Source organism: Sphingomonas bacterium (genome assembly GCF_028289855.1).
GTDB lineage: Bacteria > Pseudomonadota > Alphaproteobacteria > Sphingomonadales > Sphingomonadaceae > Sphingomonas.
Genome location: NZ_JAQGKZ010000138.1, coordinates 24544 through 47453, shown reverse-complemented (window position 1 = coordinate 47453; position 22910 = coordinate 24544). Strand labels below are relative to the sequence as shown.

Annotated in this window: 21 protein-coding genes and 1 tRNA gene; 10 read left to right on the top strand and 12 right to left on the bottom strand. The window is 66.0% G+C overall.

The features are described from left to right. Positions 1–167 (top strand): 3-deoxy-7-phosphoheptulonate synthase (locus JWM94_RS15645; protein WP_299429100.1); only part of this gene is annotated, 167 nt, incomplete at its 5' end. Here the strand turns inward: JWM94_RS15645 and JWM94_RS15640 are convergent. Next, complete coding sequence (locus tag JWM94_RS15640; RefSeq protein WP_299429096.1) at positions 164–1162, bottom strand: hypothetical protein; 999 nt, start codon at positions 1160–1162, stop codon at positions 164–166. The two genes, JWM94_RS15645 and JWM94_RS15640, sit on opposite strands and share 4 nt — an antisense overlap. Next, the gene (locus JWM94_RS15635) at positions 1159–2811 is read right to left on the bottom strand and encodes a hypothetical protein (protein ID WP_299429094.1); all 1653 of its coding nucleotides are present in this window, start codon (positions 2809–2811) and stop codon (positions 1159–1161) included. The genes JWM94_RS15640 and JWM94_RS15635 overlap by 4 nt, the downstream gene beginning before the upstream one ends. A gap of 657 nt (positions 2812–3468) precedes the next feature. Here JWM94_RS15635 and JWM94_RS15630 point away from each other — a divergent pair. The 4 genes from JWM94_RS15630 to JWM94_RS15615 all read left to right on the top strand — a co-directional run bounded on the left by JWM94_RS15630 (position 3469) and on the right by JWM94_RS15615 (position 6116). Continuing rightward, positions 3469–4404: a metallophosphoesterase gene (locus JWM94_RS15630; protein ID WP_299429092.1), complete on the top strand. Its 936-nt coding sequence runs from the start codon at positions 3469–3471 to the stop codon at positions 4402–4404. Between the two features lie 10 nt (positions 4405–4414). Next, complete coding sequence (locus tag JWM94_RS15625) at positions 4415–4753, top strand: cupredoxin family copper-binding protein (protein WP_299429090.1); 339 nt, start codon at positions 4415–4417, stop codon at positions 4751–4753. 62 nt (positions 4754–4815) lie between these two features. Next, complete coding sequence (locus JWM94_RS15620; RefSeq protein WP_299429088.1) at positions 4816–5379, top strand: sigma-70 family RNA polymerase sigma factor; 564 nt, start codon at positions 4816–4818, stop codon at positions 5377–5379. Continuing rightward, positions 5376–6116: an anti-sigma factor gene (locus JWM94_RS15615; RefSeq protein ID WP_299429086.1), complete on the top strand. Its 741-nt coding sequence runs from the start codon at positions 5376–5378 to the stop codon at positions 6114–6116. Before JWM94_RS15620 ends, JWM94_RS15615 begins: the two co-directional genes overlap by 4 nt. Before the next feature lie 491 nt (positions 6117–6607). Here the strand turns inward: JWM94_RS15615 and JWM94_RS15610 are convergent, their stop codons facing one another. Further along, positions 6608–7018 (bottom strand): hypothetical protein, encoded by a 411-nt coding sequence (locus JWM94_RS15610; RefSeq protein ID WP_299429084.1) that lies wholly within the window; start codon positions 7016–7018, stop codon positions 6608–6610. Positions 7019–7218: 200 nt separating this feature from the next. Between JWM94_RS15610 and JWM94_RS15605 the strand changes: the two genes are divergently transcribed. Then, entirely contained in the window at positions 7219–7773 is a 555-nt protein-coding gene (locus JWM94_RS15605) for a hypothetical protein (RefSeq protein ID WP_299429082.1), read from the top strand. A gap of 193 nt (positions 7774–7966) precedes the next feature. Here JWM94_RS15605 and JWM94_RS15600 read toward each other — a convergent pair whose 3' ends face one another. The 6 genes from JWM94_RS15600 to JWM94_RS15575 form a co-directional block, all read right to left on the bottom strand. Continuing rightward, positions 7967–9943, bottom strand: coding sequence for a DUF2207 domain-containing protein (locus JWM94_RS15600; protein ID WP_299429080.1), 1977 nt, complete (start codon positions 9941–9943; stop codon positions 7967–7969). Between the two features lie 3 nt (positions 9944–9946). Further along, positions 9947–10513 (bottom strand): LemA family protein, encoded by a 567-nt coding sequence (locus tag JWM94_RS15595; RefSeq protein ID WP_299429078.1) that lies wholly within the window; start codon positions 10511–10513, stop codon positions 9947–9949. Between the two features lie 126 nt (positions 10514–10639). Next, on the bottom strand, positions 10640–10786 hold the full coding sequence (locus JWM94_RS15590) for a lmo0937 family membrane protein (protein ID WP_299429076.1): 147 nt from the start codon (positions 10784–10786) through the stop codon (positions 10640–10642). A 107-nt stretch (positions 10787–10893) separates the two neighbouring features. Beyond that, positions 10894–13245, bottom strand: coding sequence for an EAL domain-containing protein (locus JWM94_RS15585; RefSeq protein ID WP_299429074.1), 2352 nt, complete (start codon positions 13243–13245; stop codon positions 10894–10896). Then, positions 13245–13871 carry a carboxypeptidase regulatory-like domain-containing protein gene (locus tag JWM94_RS15580; protein ID WP_299429072.1) on the bottom strand — a complete coding sequence of 209 codons (627 nt, stop codon included), beginning with the start codon at positions 13869–13871 and terminating at the stop codon, positions 13245–13247. The genes JWM94_RS15585 and JWM94_RS15580 overlap by 1 nt, the downstream gene beginning before the upstream one ends. 37 nt (positions 13872–13908) lie before the next feature. After that, positions 13909–15159, bottom strand: a complete 1251-nt coding sequence (locus tag JWM94_RS15575) for a hypothetical protein (RefSeq protein ID WP_299429070.1) — start codon at positions 15157–15159, stop codon at positions 13909–13911. A gap of 140 nt (positions 15160–15299) precedes the next feature. On the opposite strand from JWM94_RS15575, the gene JWM94_RS15570 reads away from it, so the two are divergent. Then, positions 15300–15374 (top strand) — tRNA-Glu (locus JWM94_RS15570). Between the two features lie 117 nt (positions 15375–15491). Here the strand turns inward: JWM94_RS15570 and JWM94_RS15565 are convergent. From JWM94_RS15565 to maiA, 3 genes are all read right to left on the bottom strand, one after another. After that, positions 15492–16442, bottom strand: coding sequence for a hypothetical protein (locus JWM94_RS15565; protein ID WP_299429068.1), 951 nt, complete (start codon positions 16440–16442; stop codon positions 15492–15494). Between the two features lie 9 nt (positions 16443–16451). Next, the gene (locus tag JWM94_RS15560; protein WP_299429066.1) at positions 16452–17069 is read right to left on the bottom strand and encodes a hypothetical protein; all 618 of its coding nucleotides are present in this window, start codon (positions 17067–17069) and stop codon (positions 16452–16454) included. A 141-nt stretch (positions 17070–17210) separates the two neighbouring features. Next, the gene (maiA, locus tag JWM94_RS15555; RefSeq protein ID WP_299429064.1) at positions 17211–17825 is read right to left on the bottom strand and encodes a maleylacetoacetate isomerase; all 615 of its coding nucleotides are present in this window, start codon (positions 17823–17825) and stop codon (positions 17211–17213) included. A gap of 106 nt (positions 17826–17931) precedes the next feature. Between maiA and JWM94_RS15550 the strand changes: the two genes are divergently transcribed. The 3 genes from JWM94_RS15550 to JWM94_RS15540 all read left to right on the top strand — a co-directional run bounded on the left by JWM94_RS15550 (position 17932) and on the right by JWM94_RS15540 (position 22887). Next, the gene (locus JWM94_RS15550) at positions 17932–18414 is read left to right on the top strand and encodes a hypothetical protein (RefSeq protein WP_299429062.1); all 483 of its coding nucleotides are present in this window, start codon (positions 17932–17934) and stop codon (positions 18412–18414) included. Between the two features lie 81 nt (positions 18415–18495). Then, positions 18496–19716: an efflux RND transporter periplasmic adaptor subunit gene (locus JWM94_RS15545; protein WP_299429060.1), complete on the top strand. Its 1221-nt coding sequence runs from the start codon at positions 18496–18498 to the stop codon at positions 19714–19716. A gap of 6 nt (positions 19717–19722) precedes the next feature. Then, complete coding sequence (locus tag JWM94_RS15540) at positions 19723–22887, top strand: efflux RND transporter permease subunit (protein WP_299429058.1); 3165 nt, start codon at positions 19723–19725, stop codon at positions 22885–22887. Positions 22888–22910: the final 23 nt, after the last annotated feature.

Sequence of the window (22910 nt, the reverse complement as noted above, 5' to 3'; positions counted from 1 at the left end):
CCGAATGCACCGGCGGCGCGGTCGACGTGACCGAGCAGAGTCTGGGCGACCGGTACCACACGCATTGCGACCCGCGGTTGAACGCGGGCCAGTCGCTGGAACTGGCGTTCCTGCTGGCGGAGATGCTCAACGACGAACTCAAGGAGCGGCGCAAGGACGCGGCCTAATTTCGTCCGGGAATCGGGCAGCTTTCCGCGCCGCTGTCGACCAGCTCCTCCAGCCGGCAGCTGGCGTTGCCGGCGACCGAGCATACCGTCCCGCCGCCGACCGCGTTGCACGTCACGTCGCCGGGCGAAACGCCGACACCCTTGAGCCGCGATCCTGCCGCCTCGACATAGCCCTGACATGCCTTGCGCGCCTCGGCATCGGCGCGACCGAGTGCCACCGCGCGCGCGCCCGCTTCGGTGGCGGACGGCGCCGCATGGGCGGCCGACACGAAGAATGGCGCGATCCGCTCGACCGGTGTCCACGCGGGCGCTTTCTTCGTCCGCGCGGCGTAGAGGTCCTTCGCCTCGCCGCCGTGCCTTCCGTCCGGCCAGTCGCGAATGAACGCGGCGAGGCCGGGGCACGACCCCTTCGGGATCGCCGCCCAGGCGCGCTCTTCGTTCCAGCGCGGCCAGGGGATCGTGTTGTAGACCGCCTTGGGTAGCGCGAGCATCCCGACGATCGCGCCGATCCCGACCGCGGCGACCCACGCCTGACGCGCGAGCAGCTTGGCCGGCGCGGCGGGCGACGGCGGGTCCTTGCCGGCCGCCTTGAACTTCGCCGCGGAGACGATGTCGTTGTAGAAAATCCGCCCCGCGAACGCGCGCCACAGGCCGTGGCGATGCGCGCGCCAGCCCGCCAGGCTGTAGAGCGTCATCGCCGCAAGATCGGGCGGCACCGCGCCGCGATCGAGCTCGATCCCGACCGCGGTTTCCGCCGCCAGCGCCTCGGCCGCAAGCCGGCGGAACGGCGCCGCCGCTTCGCTGCGCGTCGCGTCGCTCCAGCAGAACAGCACGCAGCGCGCCTCGCGCGCCTCGGCGATCGCCGCCGCCCAATGCGGGTCGTCGGGCGCGACCGATCGCCAGACGACGTCAAGCCGCTCGCCGACCAAGGCGCTAAGCACCTTGCCGACGCGGTCGCGGTCTTCGGGGAGCGAGAGCAGGACGATCGCGGTCATGGCCAGGGTTTTCCTTCGGCGCGGGCGGTTGCTTCGGCGAACAGCGGCTGGTCGCTCGCGGCAAGCAGCCCGGCCGCCTTCATCGTGTTGAGCTGGGCCAGCACCGCGGCCCAGTCATGGCCGGGCGCGCCCATCGCGGCGAGTTTCCACAGCACGACCATCAGGCCGCGTTGCGCGTTCGCGGAACCCAGACTCGCAGCAGCCAGCGCGCGGGCGAGCGCCAAATCCTCTTCGTAAACGGTCCGCGCACCGGTCGTGTCGCCGGTCGCCAGCCGGCCGTCGCCGACGCGTTGCAGCGCGGTCGCCAGCGCGTCGCGCGCCGACGCCGACTCCGGGTCGATCGTCAGCAGCGCGCGCCGCACGGTCAGCGCGCCGTCGAAGGTGGCGAGCGCCTTGTCGGGCTTGCCCGCGACGAGCAGCAAATCGCCGAGCTTGATCAGCCCGCGCGCTTCGTCGTCGAGCGCGGGGACCGATGTCGGGCTCTCGGCGGCGAGCGCCTGCGCCAGCGTCATCCCCTCGGCATAGACCGCCGCCGCGCCCTTCAAATCCTCGCGCGCCATGCGGACATCGCCGGCCATGAACAGCGCGACCATCACGTCGTGCCGCAGGCTCGCTGACGTCGGATCGAGCGCCAGCAACGCGCGCTGCTGCGCGAGAACCATGTCGAAATAGCGTTGCGCCCCGGCCGGATCGCCCTGCGCCAACAGCACATTGCCGAGCTTGACGACCGTCACCAGCGTGTCGCGCACCGTATCGGCGGTGGCGTCCTTCTCCATCGCCACTGTGTCGATTTCGAGCGCCTGCGCGAACGCGGTCTTCGCGCCGGCCAGATCGTTGCGCGCGACCGCAATGGTGCCCAGTTCGGTCAACGCCACCGACTTGCCGCGCGGATCGGTCGCGGTCGCCAGCGCACGATCGGCGGCGCGGCGCGCGTCATCCATCCGCGCCTCGCCCCGATAGAGGCGAACGAGCTGGATCCAGTCCCATTGCGTGCCGGGATCGGCGGCGACCACCGCCTCCCACCGTGCGATCACGATGGCGGTCGTCGTCAGCCCCTTGTCGCGCGCGTCGAGCGCCAATTGCGCGCGCGCACGGCGATCGTCGCCGAGCTGTTTCTTCGCCATCTCCTCGCGCGCCTTGTCGCGCGCCGCCTCGATCTGCGCGAGCACGGCATCGGCCGCCTCGAACGCGCCCGGCCCGCCTTCGTTGTAGAGCGCCAGCGCGCGTGCGCCCTCGGGCGTCGCGAGCAATTGCTCGCCCGCGGTCTGCAGGATGGCGATATCGCGGGCATATTGCGCGTCGCGTTTGGCCAACTCGTCGGTGAACCCGGTCTTCAGCGCGGCGAGATCGGCGACCATCGCTTCCGCCTGCTTTTCCAGCGTGGCGATCCTGGCCTTGTCGGTACGCGCCCCGGCGCGGAGCGTGGCGAGCTGGTTGCGGGTCTGGACGAGCTGCTTGTCGCCCGCATCGATCCGCGCGCGCATCGCCACCAGTTGCGCATCGGCGACCCGCGCCGCCACGGTCTCGGTCTGCGCCGATCGATACCGGAGCGTCGCCAGCGCATCGAGCTCCACCGCCGTGCGCGCGCCCGCCGGCGGCAATGGCGCGACCGCCATGACGAGCGCAGCGACGTTCACCCAGCCCATCATCGGCGCCCCCTTCGCCGCCGCAATAGCATCGGTCGCGGACGATGCTTAGGATGAAATGGTCAGCGACGGACGCCGTTCGGCCGCATCCTGAGCGAGGTCCGCGGCTTCGCTGCGGCGGAAGGACGCGGCTAACCCGCTAATTTTAGCTGGTAGCCGCCTGTCGGCTTTTGACCAGGTCGGCCGCCATAGTTGCTGTTCCTGCGATATTCCAACAATGGCAGCTTACGACCCAATAGCGGACATTGACGACGCGTGCGAGGCTACTGCCATGATCAATGACCACGATGCCCGCTTTGACGAGCGGATGCGCAAGATCGTGAAGCCTAAGTCGGTAGAGTCAGGGCCGAAGTGATGCCCCACCACCTTCTATTTGCCGGTTTCGCTGCGGCTGTGGTCACTATTGTAACTTGGGTTTGCATAGCGCGGGGTCGGCTACTCCACTGGGAAGACCACGTGACACGGGCCGAATACCCTAAGCGGTTCTGGTATACAGTCGTGTCTAGAGCGATCGCAGGCGCCGGCGTCGTGCTGATAATAGCCCTGTTTCTCTAGACGGGTTTGTAAAACGTAATCGCCAAACTTTTGGATCATGTCCGCCTCGGGGAATAAATTTGGCCGCGCCCCAGTCTTGGCTTCAGGACCATCCTGGAGCCAGCAATGCACGAAGACGATTTTGTGGCCGGTCGGCGCGACGCGCTGAAATGCATGGCATGGGCGGGCACCGGCGCGCTGTGGGCGCTCAACGGCGGGATCGCATCGAGCGCGATCATCGATTCCGCGGCGGCGGCGCCCGCTTCGTCACCCGCCGCGTTCACGTTCGTCCAACTGAGCGACAGCCATATTGGCTTCGCTAAGCCCGCCAATCCCGACGCGCGCGCAACCTATCGCGAGGCGATCGCCAAGGTGAGGGCGCTGACGGTCAAGCCCGATTTCATCATCCACACCGGCGACATCACGCAGCTGTCGCGCGACGACGAATTCGACGATGCCGACCAGATCCTCAAGGAAACCGGCATCCCGACGTTCTTCGTCCCCGGCGAGCACGACATGGTCGATGAAGGCGGCGGCAAGACGTTCCTGTCGCGCTACGGCAAGGACAGCAAGGGCGCTGGCTGGTTCAGTTTCGATCACGGCGGCGTGCATTTCATCGGGCTGGTCAACGTGGCCGACCTCAAGCCCGGCGGGATGGGCAATCTCGGCGCGGATCAGCTCGCCTGGCTTAGGCGCGACCTGGCGGGCCACGCGACCTCGACGCCGATCGTCGTGTTCGCGCACATCCCGTTATGGACCGTCTATGCGGAGTGGGGTTGGGGCACCGGCGATGCGCAAGCGGCGCTGGCGCTGCTCCGCCGCTTCGGATCGGTGACGATCCTCAACGGTCATATCCACCAGATCGCGCAAAAGGTTGAAGGGCGGATGACCTTTCACACCGCCCGATCGACCGCCTTTCCCCAGCCCGCGCCCGGGAGCGCCCCTTCTCCCGGCCCCCAGCTCGTCCCGCCCGGCCAGCTACGCGCGGTGCTGGGGATCACCGATGTCGCGTTCGTGCGCGGCGCACACCCGATCGCCTTGGTCGATTCCACTCTCGCCTGAAGGATTATCCGTGAACCGCATCTTGTTCGCCGCCGGCATCGCCGCGCTCGCCGTTCCCGCCACGATCGCCATTTCGGCGCCCGCCCCTGCGCCCGCGCCGGCGAAGGTCCATATCTCCAACTTCACCTTCGGTCCCAAGGCGCTGACGGTGAAGGTCGGCCAGACGGTAACCTGGACCAATGACGACGACATCCCGCACACCGTCGTCGCGACCGACAAGAGCTTCCGCTCGAAGGTGCTCGACACCGGCCAGTCGTTCAGCTTCACCTTCACCAAAGCAGGCGCGTTCGCCTATTTCTGCTCGCTCCATCCGATGATGACGGGCAAGATCGTCGTCGCGGCGCGCTGACGGAGACTAGGGAGCGGATGATCGGCGGCTTTCGTCCTCGACTGGTGGGTGGGCGTGACGTCGTGCCCGATTCACGCGCGCGGTTTCGTGAGACGATGCTGCCGCACCTCGACGCCGCGTATAATTTCGCGCGCTATTTGAGCGGCGACGCCATCGTCGCCGAGGACATCGTGCAGGAAGCGTTCCTGCGCGCGTTCAAGGCGTTCGACACCCACCGCGACGGGGCGCCCAAGGCATGGCTGTTCGCGATCGTGCGCAATTGCTGGCGCGACCGGATTGGCGAACAGGTCCGGCGCGAGCGGGTCATGCTGTCCGAAGTCGCCTTGTCCGAAACACAGGCGGCGGCGGTAGCCAATGTCGCCGACGACGCTACCGACACGCCGGAGGCCGCGCTGGCGCGGATGCGCGAGGTCGATACGGTGCGCGGCGTGATCGCCGATTTGCCCGAACCGTTCCGCGAGACGCTGGTGCTGCGCGAGATCGAGGAACTATCGTACCGGGAGATCGCCGCGCTGACCGCGGTGCCGATCGGCACGGTGATGTCGCGGCTGGCGCGGGCGCGCGAGATGCTGGCGAAGCTGCTGCTGCCGGTCCGCGACCAAGCGAGAGAGGAGCGCCAGGCATGACCGCGTGCGCCGACAAGGAAATGATGCTCCATGCGCTGCTCGACGACGAGCTCGACGCCGCCAACGCCGCGGCGGTCGAGGCGCACTTGCGCGGCTGCGCGGGTTGCGCCGCAGCGTTCGAGCAATTGCGCGCGATGCGCGGCACTCTCAGCGACGACGCGTTTCGATACACCGCGCCCGCCGCGTTGCGTGACCGGATCGAGGCCGCACTCCCCCCACCGGCACGCGCAAATCCGTGGCCCGCGCGGCTTGGCTGGGCGAGCGGGGGCGCCGGCGCGGCGATCGCCGCCAGCCTCGCGCTGATGCTGACGACCGCGCAGCCTGCCGCTACCGGGCTCGAACAACAGCTCGTCGCGAGCCATGTCCGCTCGCTGCTCGCCGATCACCTGGTCGATATCCCGACGTCCGACCGGCATGTCGTCAAACCGTGGTTCAACGGCAAGATCGATTTCTCGCCACCGACCCCCGACCTCACACCGCAAGGTTTTCCGCTGGTCGGTGGGCGGCTCGATTATGTCGGTGGGCGAACGGTCGCGGCGGTCGTCTATCGCCGCCGGCTCCACACGATCAACCTTTTCGTGTGGCCAGTGGGCACCCTTGTCGAACCGGTCGCGACCGCCGGGGATGGATACAACTTGATCCATTGGCGTCAGGGCGATCTCGATTTCTGGGCGGTATCCGATGTCGCGGTTGGCGATCTGGTTCAGTTTAGAGAAGCTTTCATGCATGCGCGGTGAGCGCGCATTGGACGCGGTTTTCGACCTAAGGGGCATTATCAGTCCGCCGGCGAACGTCCGCTATCGACCCAATAGCGGACGTTCAATTCGAATGGTATTGGAGCGCAGTGCTGCCGCTACTTCGCTACACCATTAACCGACAAACCGGTCGGCCTGAGCCACACCGCTCGTGGGCAGCCATGTCATTTTACATTGCGATCTTTTGGTTTGGAGCTGCCACATTCACTTTGATGGCTGGCTACTACGCGTTCTGGCGAGATAGACCCGACGCCGTCGCGTTTATCGCTCCGATGGTTGTGTCGTTCGTGGTGATCGCTTTGATCCTTCGGCGCTTCATTAGGGTGCGTCAGGCGGCGCTTGCCCGGGCGACCGCCCAATATGAAACGTCGCTGCGTAGGGCGTTCGAAGAGCGACCGCTAACGACCCAAGGTCGGTCGCTGCTCGTTTGTCATACCAGCCCTCAAAGCGGACGTCCAAGGCGGGATGGACGACTAACGGCGGAGCGACCAATCCGCAGCTATGCATTCGAACGTGTTATCCCTGAGGTAGAAAAGAAAGTGGCGCGCATCTGCCCTCAGTGGGCCTACTTCATGCCAATCGTTGGGCTGATCGCGTAGTGGATCGCTACCGCCAATCTCATAAAACTCACCCCACTCGGGTGCGGCTTTGCCGTATCGACATTGCCCTCGATACCAACCCTCGTCGTTAGTTGAGCCAAGCCGCCATTTCACCGCTCCACTAAAATATAGCAAAGCGCGCGCGCCCTCATCGGCCTCATAAGCCCAAGGGTTCAGGTTGAAGGCGAGTTCAACTACACCGGACGCAAAGCTAATCTGCTCCCCCGGGTCGTTAGGCTCGGCGTTCCAGTCGTGATTGAGTTTTACGAAACGCGTGTCGGGCATGTCCTTCCACTACCTCGAAAGGCGGCGGCTTTCCAAGTTCAGTCCGCCGAAAGCTGACAGCCCCCTTGCCACCATAAGCGGACGTTCGCGATCTGCCGACCGAACGGTCGCTTTTTGGCAATCTTGGCCGTTATCAAACGAACGCATTTGTGCGCAGATCACCCTTTCCTACAACCTCCACCCCATAGTATGTTCCCGTTATGTCCCGCCACGACGACCTGCCGCCCCCGCCGCCGCGCGACCTGCTCACCTTCACCCCTGTTCCGCAAACGCGCCACATCACCGGCGGCTGGTCCGCGGAGGTGCAGCGCGCGTTCGTTGCCGCGCTGGCGCGGTGCGCGGTGGTGGCGATGGCGGCGCGGTCGGTGGGGATGACGCCGCGATCGGCCTATCAGCTGCGGCGGCGCGCGGGCGAGCATAGCGGCTTCGCGTACGCGTGGGACCGGGCGATCGAGCATGGCGCGACCGCCGCGCACGCTCGCGTGCTCGATCGGCTCGCCGACCCCGACCAGATTCCGATCATGTGGCGCGGCACGGTCGTCGGGTGGCGCAAGAAGAATGACGACCGGCTGCTGCTGGGGGCGCTGCGCGTGTTGTGGGCGGAGCGGCGCAACATGGTGCCGGCGCATCGCGAGCGGATCGCGCGCGCGGAAATTTATCGTCAGCAATGCGCCGAGGCGGAGGCGCGGCTGGGGCCGGTGGTGTGGCCCGACCCGGTCGAACCGGCAGCGCGCAAATCGCGGCGGCGGACATGATCGTGCGCGCGGCTATGCGATTCTTGCGCGTTCTGCGGGAAATGTGGGAAGCCAAGCCGCGGCTTTGGTTAGCGGACGCTATCCAAAGACTCGCGGCGCGGCCGGCCGGCGGGCGAGCGGCCCAGCCGCTCGACCCGTCCGACGTAACAGCGCGGGCTTCGCTCGCGCCCGCCCCGCCAACCGCCCCGCTACCCTACCACCCCGATCCGCCGCCACCCCCGCCGCCGCCGCCCGAGAATCCGCCGCCGCCAGATCCGCTGCTGCTGCTCGGCGATGTCGCGGCCGACGACACCGCGCTGTTGAGCGACGACCCGACGCTGCCGGCGAACCCGCTGGGGTCGTCCCAGATGTTGCCGCTGCCGACATACCACCCCATCGTGCCCGCGGTCGTCCCCGCCGCCGCTGCCGCCGCGAGCACCCCGGCGAAGCGGTTCGCCCAATGGTTCTCGACGTCGAGCGCGATCGCGTACGGCAGATATTTCTCGAACAATTCGGGGGTCTTTTCGGGCGGGTGGAGCACTTCCAGCCGGTTTTCCTCGGTAATGCCGAGATATTGTTTGAACCCGGCGATCCGGTCCATCACTTGCCGCCCCTCGACCGTCGGCGCGTACATCCAGCGGAACGCGGTCAGCGCGACCGGCAACACCAGCAGCGGCAACAGCACCGCGAACTTGCCCGCGGCCAGCGCGTTGGTGACCGCGGCGAACGCGAACATCAGGCTGAGGCCGATCAGAATCACCACGCCGATCCACGCGAACCACATCCCCGCGCCCTTGCTGCGCTGGGCGACGCGGCGCAGCCACCAGGCCAGGATCATGCTGCCCGCGGCGAGCAACGGGATCGACAGTTCGACCGACGATGCCGCGGAGCCCCGCGTCGCGATGGCGATCAACGACGCGAACACCACCGCCACCAGCAGGGCGAGCAGGCCGAGCCCCGCGACGTCGCCGTGCTTCTGGAACAACGGCCCGCAATATGCCGCCTCGAGATCGCTTTCGAGCGCCGACCGCGCGGCCTGCAGCGTGCTGTGGTTGGCCTGCTTGAGCTCCAAGGTATCGCCGCCGCCGAACAAGCTGTCGATCATCGCCTGTTCGGGCGCGGGCAGATTGGCGTCGTGCGCGGTACGGTCGAGCGTCGTCGTGCCCTTCGAGAACCAGCCGTCGCCTTCCTTGGTGATGCGCACTTGCTTGCGCACGCCGAGCTCGACGATCGCCGCGGTGAAGGCGCGGTTGTCCATCCCCATCCGCGAGATATACCGCACCGCCGCCGCGCTGAGCCCATTCGGCGGCGCGAACAGCGGCACCACCGGCCCGGCGCGCGGGCCGCGCCCGACGGTCAGCCATGAGCGGAAATAGAACCAACCTACCCCGAACAGCGACAGGATGCCGGCAAACGCGGCGCCCCAATCCTGCAACCACCAGCTGAGCTTCGTGCTGGCACTCGGCGCGTCGACCACGCCCTTCGGGAAAGCCGGTGCGACGGTCAGGCCACCATAGGCCGGGAGCGGCGCGGTGGTGCGGAACACGATCGTCCCGGGGCCTTCGGACACCACTTCGGCATCCTTCGCGGTCGATCCATCCGGCCCGGTGTAGACCGCGCGCTCGCCGAACGCGGCCGGGCTGGGCAGCGTGATCCGTGCCTCCGCCATGTCGATCGGGAACATCCAGCCGTTGCCGGTGGCATTCCAGTAGAGTTCGTCGGTCTTGTCGCCGAAATGGATCTGCCGCGTCGTGCGGTAATGGATCACGAAAATGTGCTGCCCAGGGTCGATCAACGTCTCGGCCTCACCGATCCGCACGCGCACCCCGTTGCTCTGGCTCATCAGCTCGTAATGTTCGGGCTTGCCGTCCAGATCGACCGACAGGACGGTGAACCCGACGCTCGTCGTCTGGCCGTAATTGGTCCGGTAGGTCGTCGGGAAATCGCGGTTGATGCCGTGGCGAATCTGGTCGCCGGTCGAATTGAGCGTGATCGTCTCGGTCACGTCGAGATCGCCGCTCTTGGCGATCTTCACATCGCTGACGAAGCTCAGAATACGCTCGTCGAGCACCGGCGCCGCGACCGGGGCCGGTTCCGGGACCGGCGCCGGTCCGCCACCGTGATAGCTCGCCGCCGCCCCTATCGGCAGCGCGAGCAAGGCGACCGCGAGGAAACGCGCGAGCAGGCGCACGCCTTACGCTCCAGCCGCGCCGAAACTGACCTTGGGCGCGACCGATATCGAGGGCAGATCGTCGGCGTAGAACGGCTCTTCCTTGAACCCCATCGGCCCCGCGATCAGCACGTTGGGGAATGACTGGATGCCGGTGTTGAGGTCGCGGACGGTGGCGTTGTAGTATCGCCGCGAGCTCGACAATTCGTCCTCGATCTCGGCGAGCTCGGTCTGGAGCTGCTGGAAGTTCGCACTGGCCTTGAGGTCGGGATAGGCCTCCGCGACCGCGATTACCTTGCCGAGCAGCCCGGTCATCTGGGCGTCGGCCTTGGCGGTCGCATCGACGCCTTGCGCGTTGATCGCGTCGGCGCGGTGCGCGGTGACCTGATCGAGCACCTCGCGCTCGTGCGTGGCATAGCCCTGTACCGTCGCGACCAGATTGGGGACCAGATCGGCGCGGCGGCGGAGCTGGACGGTGATCCCGCTAAACCCCTCGCGGACCAGCGCGCGCATGCGGACCAGCCCGTTGTAGATCATCACCAGGTAGATGAGCAGAACGGCGACAACGCCGAGTACGATCCACACCGCCATCGAATACCCCCAAGGAAAATGAGCGCCGGTTACGCGCCCTTATCCACCCTTTGGGGCCGGGATCACAAATGGAATCGTATCAGGCGGGTCAGCGGCGATATGCCGCCGACCCGCAGATGTTATTGCCTAGACGACGCGGCGACCCTGAATCAGCCGAACGACGACCACGACCAGCGCGATCACCAGCAACAGGTGGATCAACCCGCCGCCGATATGGATGGCAAAGCCCAGCGCCCACAGCACGAGCAGAATGACGACGATCGTCCAAAGCATGATGTTTCCTTCCTGTTTCCGGTGCAGCTCGTCGCCGGTCACCCGACGGTTACGCTACAGAAACGGAAAGACGCGCAAAACCTCCGACGGTTCCGCCGTTCGTCGAGTCACGCCGCGGCGGCGCTGCGCGGCGGCTCCTCTGCCAGCATATCGCGAACCGCGGCGGCGTCGATCGGCCGGCTGAACAGATAGCCCTGCACCGACGAGCAGCCATGCTTGCGCAGTTCGGTGAGCTGGCCGTTTTCCTCGACGCCTTCGGCCGTCGTTTCCATCCCCAGCGCGCGCGCCAGGTCGGTGATCGCGCGGACGATCGCCACCGCGCCGGGGCGCGTGAGCAAGTCCTGGATAAACGAACGATCGATCTTGATCTTGTCGAACGGGAAGCTCTGCAGATAGCTGAGCGAGGAATAGCCGGTGCCGAAATCGTCGAGCGCGATACGCACCCCGATCGCGCGCAGCCCGTGGAGCAGCCGCGTGGTCGTATCGAGCCCTTCGAGGAAGATCGATTCGGTGATCTCCAGCTCGAGCCGTTCGGGCGCGAGCCCGCTCATCGCCAGTGCCTGCATCACCGTCTCGCTCAAGCCAGGGCGGCGGAACTGCACCGACGACACGTTGACCGCGATGCGGACATGGCTCGGCCACGCAGCGGCTTGTGCGCATGCCTCGCGCAGTACCCATGCGCCGATCTCGACGATCAGCCCGGTATCCTCGGCGACCGGGATGAAATCGATCGGCGCGATCATCCCGCGCGTCGGATGGTGCCAGCGGATCAGCGCCTCGAACGACCCGACGCGGTTGGCGTCGAGGTCGAACAGCGGCTGGAAATGCAGCTCGAACTGCCCTTCGTGAAGCGCGGTGCGCAAGTCGCTTTCGATCCGGCGGCGTTCCTGCGCGCGCTCGTTGAGCGCTTCCTCGAAGAAGCAGAACATGCCGCGGCCAAGTTCCTTGGCGCGGTAGAGTGCGAGGTCGGCATGCTTGAGCAGCGAGCGTGCGTCGGCGCCGTCGGCGGGCGAAATGGCGATGCCAATGCTCGCGGCTTGGGTCACGTCGTGGCCGTCGATCTTCATCCGCTCCGCCGCCGCGTCCCCGGCGCGCTTGGCGAGACGTTCGAAGGGCTCGCCGTCGGCCGGCTGGCGGGTGACGATGACGAACTCATCACCGCCCAGCCGCGCGACGAAACTTTGCGCGAGGTCGGTGTCGATCCGCGTCGCGACTCGGCGCAACACCTCGTCGCCGACCGGATGACCCAGCGTGTCGTTGACCGATTTGAAATCGTCGAGGTCGAGGATCATCACCGCGACATGCTCGTCGTTGCGCTCGGCCAGCTTCAGCTCGTGCTCGACATGCTCGAGGAAATGCGCACGGTTGGGCAGCCCGGTCAGCGTGTCGTTGAACGCCAGGTGCGTGATGCGCCGCTCGCGCTCGGCGATGTCGGTCGCCATGCGGTTGAAGCTTTCGGCCAGCCGCGACAACTCGTCATTGCCCTCGACTGGCACCGACGCTTCGTTGCCCGCCGCCAACCGCGCGGCGGCGGCATCCAGCAGGGTGATCGGCCGCGTGATCGACCGCGCCATGCGGATCGTCGCCCAGATCGTCGCCAGCAGCCCGAGCAACCCGGCAAGCAGGATCGCGAATTGCAGCCGGTGATAGCCGGCCAGCGCCTGGTCGAGCGGATAGCGCAGCAGGAGCACCGCTTGCGGCGACCCGGCCATCACCGGCAACGGCTTGACCAACGCGAGCGCGGTACCGTTCGGCGTCGTCACGTCGGACGCCGACCGATCGCTGGCTGCGCGATCGATGAACCCCGACAGCGCCCCGCCCTCGCGGTCCGCCGGGTCGACCCATTCCCCGCCGGCGCGACGCTGGAACACCGCAGCCTGGATCGGGATCGCCGACAAGCTTTGCAGCCCCTGCATTTCCTTCGCGTCGAGGTCGGTGGCGAACACCACCCAGCCCGTCAGCTGCGGCGCGAGGATCGGTGCGGCGATGACATGCCGCGCGCTGCCGCCCAACTGGACGACGCCCGACATCTGTCCGCCGTCGAGCGCAGTCCACAGCCCCGCCGCCTGTCCGGCGAGCTTCGGCTGGGCAAGACCGGTGACGCTGCCGTCGATCCCGACGACGAACGCTGTCGGCACCCCCATCCGGCGCTTGAGATTATCGAGCGCCGAGACGATCGTCGCCTTGTCGCCGGTCGCGACCGCGGCGCGGAATCCGAAATCGCGCGCCAGCAACCCGGCGGCACCGCCGAGCTGCGCCGCGCGCTGGTTCCACAGCCGGTCGAATACGGTGCCGCTGGCGGCCAGCTCCCGCTGAACCTGATCGGTGGCGCTGCGTTCGGCGATCGCCAGCAGCGTCAGCGACATGCCGAGCATCGCCGCCGCGAACAGCGCCGCGTACAGCACCGCGAGGCGGGTGCGGAGCCGGCGAAACCGGGGAAGGCGAAGAGCGAGCGTCATCAGTAGGAAGACGACGTCGATGGGGGCAGACGCAGCGCCACGGTAAAGCTCTCGCGCGCGCCGCCGCCAAGGTTGATCTGGCGCGAGACTTGGTTGCCAGGCGCGCGCAGATAGGGATGCCAGACGCTGATCGTCACCGCGCCCTGCGGCACGCCGGGCAGGCTGACATTGCCCGACGCGTCGGTGCGCGCGGTGTAGGCGCTATCGGTGACGTAAATGAATGCGGTCATCTGGTCGTGGATGTTGCACCCCAGCGACACCGGCCCGGCGCGGTCGAACCGCACGGTGCGGTTCTGTTCGCGGGCGTACAGCTTGAGCTCGAAGCGCTTGGCCGGGGAGAACGAATAGACCTGATGCCGTACCTGGTCGAAATTGGGGAACGACACGTCGGCGTTGACCGGGACGACGCTAAGGAACGGGGCGAACTGGATATTCTGTTGACGCACGGCATAGCCCGTACCCGGCCGTGCCGGCGGCGTGGCGCGGCCGACCAAGTGGACGATGATGACGGCGTTGGCGATCAGCTGGCCGTTCGGGCCGCGTACCGCAACGGTCACCCCGGCAACCGGCGGTGGCGGCGCGGCGCCGAGCAGCAAGATGAACGACAGCGGGGCAAAGATACGCATATCGGGCGAGCTTAGCCGAGCAGCGTAAACAATCCCTTCATAGGTGTAGCCGGAGCGCGAACTGGACCAATGTCTGGTCCTGTTGCGGCGCGACCCCGATATAGGAACGCGCTTCCTTGCTGCTGTCGATGTGCAGCACCTCAACCAGCGCCGACAGGTTCTTGCCGATGTCGCGGCGCCCGGCGGCGGTCAGCGCCCAGCCTTTTTCGGACCAGTCGCGGCCGAGTTCGGACCCGATGCTGGTCGTCCCGAACGCCTCGGCGCGGAGCGACACCGAGCCGCGCACAAAATTACGCGTCGTCATGACGTAGCCCGAGCGGAACGATGTATCGACCCACAGCCGGCCGTTTTCGGGGAAGCCCATCAGCGTGCGGCCGGCCATCCCCTGCGCCTTGACTTGCCAGTCGCCGAAGCTGAGCACCGCGCCGATATTGTCGAACCTGGTCCGCCAGCCCCATTGCAAGGTCGGCGTCACCGCCTCGGGATTGCCGCGATTGTCATAGTGAAACGCCTGCAAGTCGAGCCAGGCGGTCGGCGCCCAGTCGAGCTTGCCGTAGAAGCCGGGGCGATTGTCGAGCTCGATCACCGGGCGCGTCTTGGCCGCCTGCGTATAAATCGCGAAAAACGGATTGAGCGGCGGCAAGGGCTGCAGCCCGAACGCGACCGCTTTCTGGTCATGGAGTGCCCAGCCGCGAAACGCGATCAGCGTACCCGCCGTGTCGTTGAGCCCGAAGATCGCCAGCGTCGCGCTCAACCGCCCGGCGCCGATCGAGCGCGTCATTTGCGCCTCAAACCCGCCGACCTTTACCTCGTCACCGATCCAGGAGTTGATCGCCGAGGGCGTGATCGTGTCGCGCACGCGCCATTCGGGGCCGGTATGTTCCAGGCTGACCGGCGGCCAGAACAGCCCGGCGCGCGCCACCAGCTTGGTGCCGCCGCCGAGCAACGGCTTGTAGGTCAGGAACGCTTCCGACAGGTCGACCGCATTGTCCTGGCCCTGCTGCGCGGTCGCGACCACCGTCCCGCCGAGCGACCAGGTGAAGCGCGGCGTCCAGATCAGGTCGCCCTCGACCGCCTGCGGCTCGATGCGAAACCCGCGGTTCGCGGAATCGGTGTCGAACCGCGTCTTGCCGTACCCGCCGTCGAGCCAGCTCGTCTCGCCATCGACACCGATGATGCGAATGTCGCCGCTCGCCGCGACGGTTTCGGGAGTGAACAGTTCGGTCGCGCTTTGGGCGAATGCCGGCAACGGCAGCGCGAACAGCGCCGCCGCGATCAAAGTCTTCAATGCTTTCAGCCGACTAATCATCCTTCGCGTGTACGCGAGAAATGGTTAACGATCAGTCGAGATCGGCCCGATTTTCGTGCCCGACGCAACTTCCTTGACGCCCCGCACCCGCCGCCCTAATGCGCCGCGTCCCGCTCTACGGCCCCTTCGTCTAGCGGTTAGGACGTCGCCCTCTCACGGCGAAAACACGGGTTCGATTCCCGTAGGGGTCACCAACGGCAGCGACCCGCTTGGCCCACGTCTCCGTCGTTCGATCTGGATACGGCATGCTAAAACCAGACATTGTGGCGAATTGCTCTAGGGCGAACCACGAACCCGCCGTTGGTCGATTTCTAATAAGTCGGCCGGACGCCTTCAGCGAGCCGCGCAGCGACCGCGTGGCTGATCGGCAAACCGGTTTCGATCTCGATAAAGAGATACTGGCCATCCGGGTTGACCTCCAGGAAATGTGGCACACCGTTCCGATCGCAACGTAAGTCGTAAGCACCATATTCGAGACCGCTCGCTGCATGGAAGCGAAGCAGGGCCCTTTGGGTTTGATCGGGCAATTCCGACGCCGTGACCGATCGCCCCTCGCCCAACCGCGAGTCCGTTTTGAAGTCGGAGCGGCTGAGATCGATCGCGGCGGCGAAAACGGTGTTCCCGATAATCGTCACCCTGAATTCCCGATCGCCATCCACGAAAGATTGGAGCATCACCGGGCAATAGCGGACGAGATCGAAATCGAAATCGCTCGCCAACGACAGCGGTCGGGTTTCGATGAGCCGATAGCGCCAGCTTCCGGGCGATTTGATGATGCACGTGCCCATCCGCTCAACAAAGGCTCTGGCCTTATCCGGTGCGCTGGTCACCAACGTTTCTGGGATGGCGAGACCGCACACCCGCGCAAGCTCCAGCTGGTACGGCTTATGATGGATGAGATCGTTGGGGCCGGTCCGGTTAACGACGATCCGGGCGTGCGCAGCCAACCCGCTGATTGCCGTCAGGCGAGTCATCCGCCGAGCATAGTCGGCATAGTCGTGATGTAGTGTCGGGGACACGCCATGCTGGCGCGGTCGTCGAAACCAAACGGAATATTCGCTTGCTTCGGAGAGCGATAAATCGCCGAAGCGAACCGCTCCAGGCCTGCCACCGCCGCATGAGTGGGAAATCGAATTCGGTTCCGGAAAATCCGCAAAATCGAGAATTCGGTGCGCAGTGCCGCGCGCCTCCAGTGCGCGCGCAACCGCGACCGCGTGCACATCGTCCGTCGATGAGACGATGACGACGGTACGTCCGTTCACGTGAGAAATTTAGGTATATGGGTCGTCGTTGTGAAGATCGTCCAGCGTGGGCGTGCTGGTCGTATCGTCGGTGTGCGAATCATCGATGTGTATCCCGCCGCTAGGATCATCGGAAGCCGTTCCCCAGCACGTCGTATCGGAGACGTCCGGTGGCGAGTCGCCGGTGGTCATCGTGCTTTCCGCATGAAGCTTGCGACGATCGAGTTCGTCCTCACTGCAGATCCCGTTCTCCAGAAGCCAGACACGCTCCTTGGCATTGTAGATTTCACGTGTGCCGCCAATCGCCGTCCGGTCCGGAAGGGTGAAAATCGCCGGTTTGCAGCCCGCCAGCATGAACGCCGTCAGTGGCGCATAAACCGAAATCTCGGCCTGCGCTCTCACCTTCAGCAAGGCTGGCAGTCCCGCCGCGCCAGGCAAGCCGGAAATGACGGCCGGGCGCGAAGCCGCGACGATATCGGATACCGCCATCTGGTATTGCTGACCCAAATAGCTGAAAACTACCTGTTCTTTGTTGTGGTTGATGATGCGGCAGGGAATATCGATCAGGTCGACACCGCATACCGCGTCTTCAACAGCTGGCAGGACGGGAGTAAAACGCTGCGTGCTCAAATATTCACCAAGCTGCATGACTATCTCCCGTTCAAGAGTCGGAGCAATCTTTCACAAATCGTACGGTGACACAAGCGAGTCGCATTCGCTCCAACCTATGAAAAAGCCGCCACGACCTGCGCTACCGCCGGGCCTGTAATAAGAATGCGTCGATCACCATCACAGCGGCGGCGGCGCGGCTGCCACAAACGCGGGCAAGGCGCCGGCGCGGTCCGCCATCGCCGTCACGCGCGGGAACGGGGTCAAATCGACCTTGAAGCGCCGTGCATTGTAGATTTGCGGGACGAGGCAGGCATCGACGATATTGGGCGCATCGCCGCCCGCGAACGGCGTGTCTGGCAGCAGCGTCTCCAGCGTCGCGAAGCCCGTTTCGACCCAGTGCCGGTACCAGCCGTCGACCGCCTGCTTGTCCTGCCCCAGTTCGTGCTGAAGATATTGCAGCACGCGCAGATTGTTGATCGGGTGGATATCGCACGCGATCGTCAGTGCCATCTCCATTGCCCGCGCGCGCGCGATCGGATCGGCGGGGATCATGCGCGGTTCGGGATGGACGGCATCGAGATAGTCGATGATCGCCAAACTCTGGCCGAGATGCAGGCCGTCGACTTCCAGCGCGGGAACGAGACCGGCGGGGTTGAGCGCCAGATAATCGGGCGCACGCTGCTCGCCGGCGCGCAGCGCATAGCTGCGCTTTTCGTACGCCAGCCCTTTCAGGTTCAGGACGATGCGGACCCGAAAGCTCGCCGACGACATTGGAAAATCGTGGAGGATCATGCCGCCTATCTTGCGTGAAACGCCGCCCGATTGCCAGCATTGCCACGGTCGCCAATGACCGTCGCAATCGATAGTGCATGTCCATCGACTCGAAAGGCTTATCCAGATGATCGCTGTCCTGCTCGCTTTGGCACTTCAATCCGCCGCGCCCGCGCCTTCCCCCGCTGTACCTGCGCCGGTTTGCACGGTGGCAGTGGCGCCGCCTGCCGGGCTCGAGGCGTGGAACACCATCTCGGCGGTTACGACGGGGCCGATAGCGATCGGGCAGGGCACCGGGCTAATGCTCCAGCCGGTCGCCAAGGTCGTATTTACCCCCACTCCCAACCGCGCGCCAAAGCCCGGCACGTTCGGCGGTGTCTATCAGTTCAACGTGACCACCGCCGGCACTTATCGCATCGCGCTCGACGCCGGGGCGTGGATCGACGTCGTCGGTAACGGCAAGGCCCTCGTTTCCACCGCGCACACCGAAGGCGCGCCGTGCTCGGGCATCCGCAAGATCGTCGACTTCACGCTGGCCGCGGGCCGTTACACGCTACAACTGTCGGGCGCCAAGGAGGCGCCAATGCGAATATTGATCGCAGCCAAATGACGATCGGTGCGTTGCGTTCCTGACAAATCTTGCGACAAACCGCCGTTTGACTTGCACCAGTCAGGGAACCACTAGCCCATCATGCTTGTCTTTGACGGCCGATCGCTCTCGGCGCGCCCCCTGATCGCCGCGCTATCGCTGGCGCTGCTCGCCCTGACCGGCTGCGGCGCGCGCGACGACGCGGCAAAGGGTGGCAAGGGCGGCGCGAAGGGCACGCCCGAGGTCGGCTATGTCGTCGTCGAGCCGACCGCGGTCCCGCTGATCTCCGAATTGGCTGGACGAACCAACGCCTTCCAGACATCAGAAGTTCGCCCGCAAGTATCGGGGATCATCCGCCGCCGCTTCTTCACCGAGGGCTCGTACGTCAAGAAGGGCCAGCCGCTCTACCAGATCGACCCGAGCCTGTATCAAGCCGCCGCCAATCAGGCGTCGGCCAACCTCGCTAGCGCGCAGGCATCGGCGGAGGCGGCGCGGGTCAAGGCCGCGCGCTACAAGCCGCTTGCGGCGGACCAGGCGGTCGCCGCGCAGGACTATACCGACGCCGCCGCCGCGGCGCGCGCGGCGGGCGCATCGGTCGACCAGAACCGTGCCGCGCTCGACACCGCGCGGATCAACCTGAGGTTCACGACGGTCCCCGCGCCGATCGGCGGCAAGATCGGACGATCGCTGTTCACCGAGGGCGCGTTGGTTACCGCCAGCCAGACCGATCCGATGACGACGATCCAGGCGCTCGACCCGATGTACGTCGACATCCAGCAAAGCTCGGCCGAGCTGCTGACCTTGCGGCGCGCGCTCGCCAATGGCGGCGCCACCCCGGCCAGCGCGGCGGTAAGGCTCAAGCTGGAGGACGGCAGCGATTACGGCCTTACCGGCGCGGTCGAATTTTCCGAAGCGATGGTCGATACCGCGACCGGCACGGTGACGTTGCGCGCGCGCTTCGCCAACCCGCAGGGATTGTTGCTCCCCGGCATGTTCGTCCGCGCCAGCTTCGCGCAGGTCACCGAGCCCAACGCCTTCCTGATTCCGCAAGTCGCGGTGACTCGCGACGCCAAGGGCAATCCGCAAGTCTATGTCGTCGGCGCGGACAACAAGGCGGTGGCGCGCCCGGTCACCACGACGCGCACGGTCGGGGCCAATTGGGTGGTCACCGCGGGCCTCAAGCCCGGCGACAAGGTCATCACCGAGGGCGTCGGCAAGGTGAAGCCGGGCCAGCCAGTCAAGCCCGTCGCGGCCGGATCGCCCCAGCGTATCGGGCCGCCAAAAAGGGATCAAGCCGGGGCCAGCAGCGGCAAGGCGGGCTGACCGGCCATGTCCAAGATATTCATCGACCGCCCGATCTTCGCGTGGGTGATCGCGATCATCATCATGCTGATCGGCGCCGGCAGCATCTTCACGCTGCCGGTCGAGCAATTCCCCGACATCGCCCCGCCCAACATCAACATTCGCGCGAGCTATCCCGGCGCGTCCGCCGAAACACTCGAAACCAGCGTCGCGCAGGTGATCGAGCAACAGCTGACCGGCATCGACGGGTTGCTCTATTTCAGCACCAACTCCTCGTCGCGTGGCCAGGTAACGATCGGTGTCACGTTCGATAAGGGCGTCGACCCCGACATCGCGCAGGTCCAGGTCCAGAACAAGGTGCAGCAAGCGCTCAGCCGCTTGCCGCAGCAGGTCCAGCAACAAGGGCTGACGGTCACAAAGGCCAACCCCGATTTCCTGCTGATCGCGGCGATTTACGACACGACTGATCGCAGCACCAATATCGACGTGTCGGACTACCTGGTTACTAATCTGCAGGATTCGATCGGGCGGCTGAAGGGGGTCGGCGACATCAACGTGTTCGGATCGCAATATGCGATGCGGATCTGGTTGAACCCCGACAAGCTCGCCGCGGTCGGGCTGATGCCGGGCGACGTGGTCACCGCGATCACCGCGCAGAACGCCGAGGTCGCCGCCGGCGAGATCGGCGCGGTGCCGAGCGGGCCCGACCAGTATCTCGACGCCACCGTTACCGCGCAATCGCGGCTGTCGACTCCGGCACAATTCGCCAACATCGTGCTCAAGAGCCAGCCCGACGGATCGTCGGTACGGCTGGCCGACGTGGCGCGGATCGAATTGGGCGCGGAAAGCTATGCCGCCACGAGCCGCGTCAACGGACACCCGGGCGCCGGCATCGCGGTCAGCCTGGCTCCGGGCGCCGACGCGCTGAGCACGGCGGAGCTGGTCAAGAAGCAGATCGAGACCGCGTCGAAGAGCTTCCCGACCGGCTACGCCTATGACTTTCCCAACGATTCGACGACCTTCATCAAACTGTCGATCAACGATGTGGTGAAGACATTGTTCGAGGCGATCATCCTGGTCGTTATCGTCATGTTCGTGTTCCTGCAGAGCTGGCGCGCGACGCTGATCCCGACGATCGCGGTGCCGGTGGTGTTGCTCGGCACGTTCGGCGTGTTCGCGGTGGCGGGTTTCTCGATCAACACGCTGACGCTGTTCGGACTGGTGCTCGCGATCGGCCTGCTGGTGGACGACGCGATCGTCGTGGTCGAGAATGTCGAGCGCGTGATGCACGAAAACCCGGGCATGAGTCCGCGCGACGCGACAATCCAGTCGATGGGCGAAATCCAGGTCGCGTTGGTCGCGATCGCGCTCGTCCTGTCGGCGGTGTTCCTGCCGATGGCGTTCTTCGGCGGATCGACAGGGGTTATCTACCGCCAATTCTCGCTGACGATCGTGTCGGCAATGGTGCTGTCGGTGATCGTCGCGCTGATCCTGACCCCCGCGCTGACCGCGACCTTGCTCAAGCGCAAGGAGGACGAGAACCACGACACCTGGGTCTATCGCAAGACGCTGCGCGCACGCGAGGGATTCAACCGTAATTTCGAGCGGATGGTCAACTGGTACACCGGCACGGTCGCGCGCGTGGTCGACCGTAAATGGCTGTTCCTCGGCATCTATGCCGCGATCGTCGTCATCCTTGTATTGCTGTTCGTCCGGCTGCCGACCGGCTTCCTGCCGACCGAGGACCAGGGCTTCGCCCAGATCCAGTTCAACCTCCCCGGCGGCGCAACGATCAACCGCACGCGCGCTGCGCAACAACAGATCGAGGATTATTTCACCAAGACCGAGGGCAAGAACGTGTCCGCCATGCTGACCGTCGCGGGCGCGGGCGGCGGCGGCGGCGGCGGCCAGAATGCCGGCCGCGGCTTCGTCGCGCTGGCCGACTGGAACGACCGCAAAGGGAGCGAGAATAGTGCCGACGCGATCACCCGCCGGGCGACCCGCGCGCTGGGTGGGCTGCGCGACGTCGAGTTCTTCGCCACCGTGCCGGCCGCCGTGCGCGGGCTGGGTCAGGCGGCGGGCTTCGACATCCAGCTGGAGAATACCGGCGGGCTGACGCGCGACCAGTTCCGCGAGGCGCGCGACAAATTGCTCGCTGCCGCGAAGGCCGACCCTGACCTCAACGCGGTCCGCCTGGCCGACCTGCCCGACCAGCCGACGCTGAGGGTCAACATCGATCCGCAGAAGTTGTCGGTGCTCGGGCTCACCCAGAGCGATGTCAACGCCACGCTATCGACCGCCTGGGGCGGCCGCTACGTCAACGACTTCAACGATCGCGGCCGGGTAAAGCGCGTCTATGTCCAGGGCGACGCGCCGTACCGCGCCGCGCCCGAGGATATCGGCAAATGGTATGTCCGTGGATCGAGCGGGCAGATGGCGCCATTCTCCGCGTTCGCCACCACCGGTTGGTCGAACGCGCCGACGTCGCTCGGGCGTTTCAACGGCATCGCATCTTACGGCATTTCCGGCCAACCGGCCGAAGGTAAGAGCTCGGGCGAGGCGCTCCAGAAAATGGAGAGCCTCGCCGCGCAAATTCCCGGGGTGTCGGTCGCACTGTCGGGTGCGTCGTTCCAAGAGCGGCTGGCATCGGGCCAGGCGCCGATCCTGTACGGCCTGTCGCTGCTCGTCGTGTTCCTGTGCCTCGCCGCGCTGTACGAGAGCTGGACGATCCCCGTCGCGGTGCTGCTGGTGATCCCGCTCGGGCTGGTCGGCGCGGTCTTCGCGGTGACGCTGCGCGGGTTGCAGAACGACGTCTATCTTCAGATCGGCTTGCTGACGACGATGGGCCTCGCCGCCAAGAACGCGATCCTGATGATCGAGTTCGCCGAACAGGCCGAGAAACAGGGCAAGCGCGTGATCGATGCCGCGCTGGAGGCGGCGCGCATCCGGCTTCGTCCGATCCTGATGACCAGCTTCGCGTTCATCTTCGGCGTGCTGCCGCTCGCGATCTCGACCGGCGCGGGCGCGAACAGTCGGATCGCGATCGGCACTGCGGTGATCGGCGGGATGCTGACCGCGACGTTGCTCGCTGTGTTCTACATTCCGCTGTTCTTCGTCCTGGTCCGCCGCACGACGCGCGATGCGCTAAAGCGGCTGCATCACGAGCACCCCGCGCCGGAGGCTTCGGCATGACCCTCTACCCGACCGTCATGCCA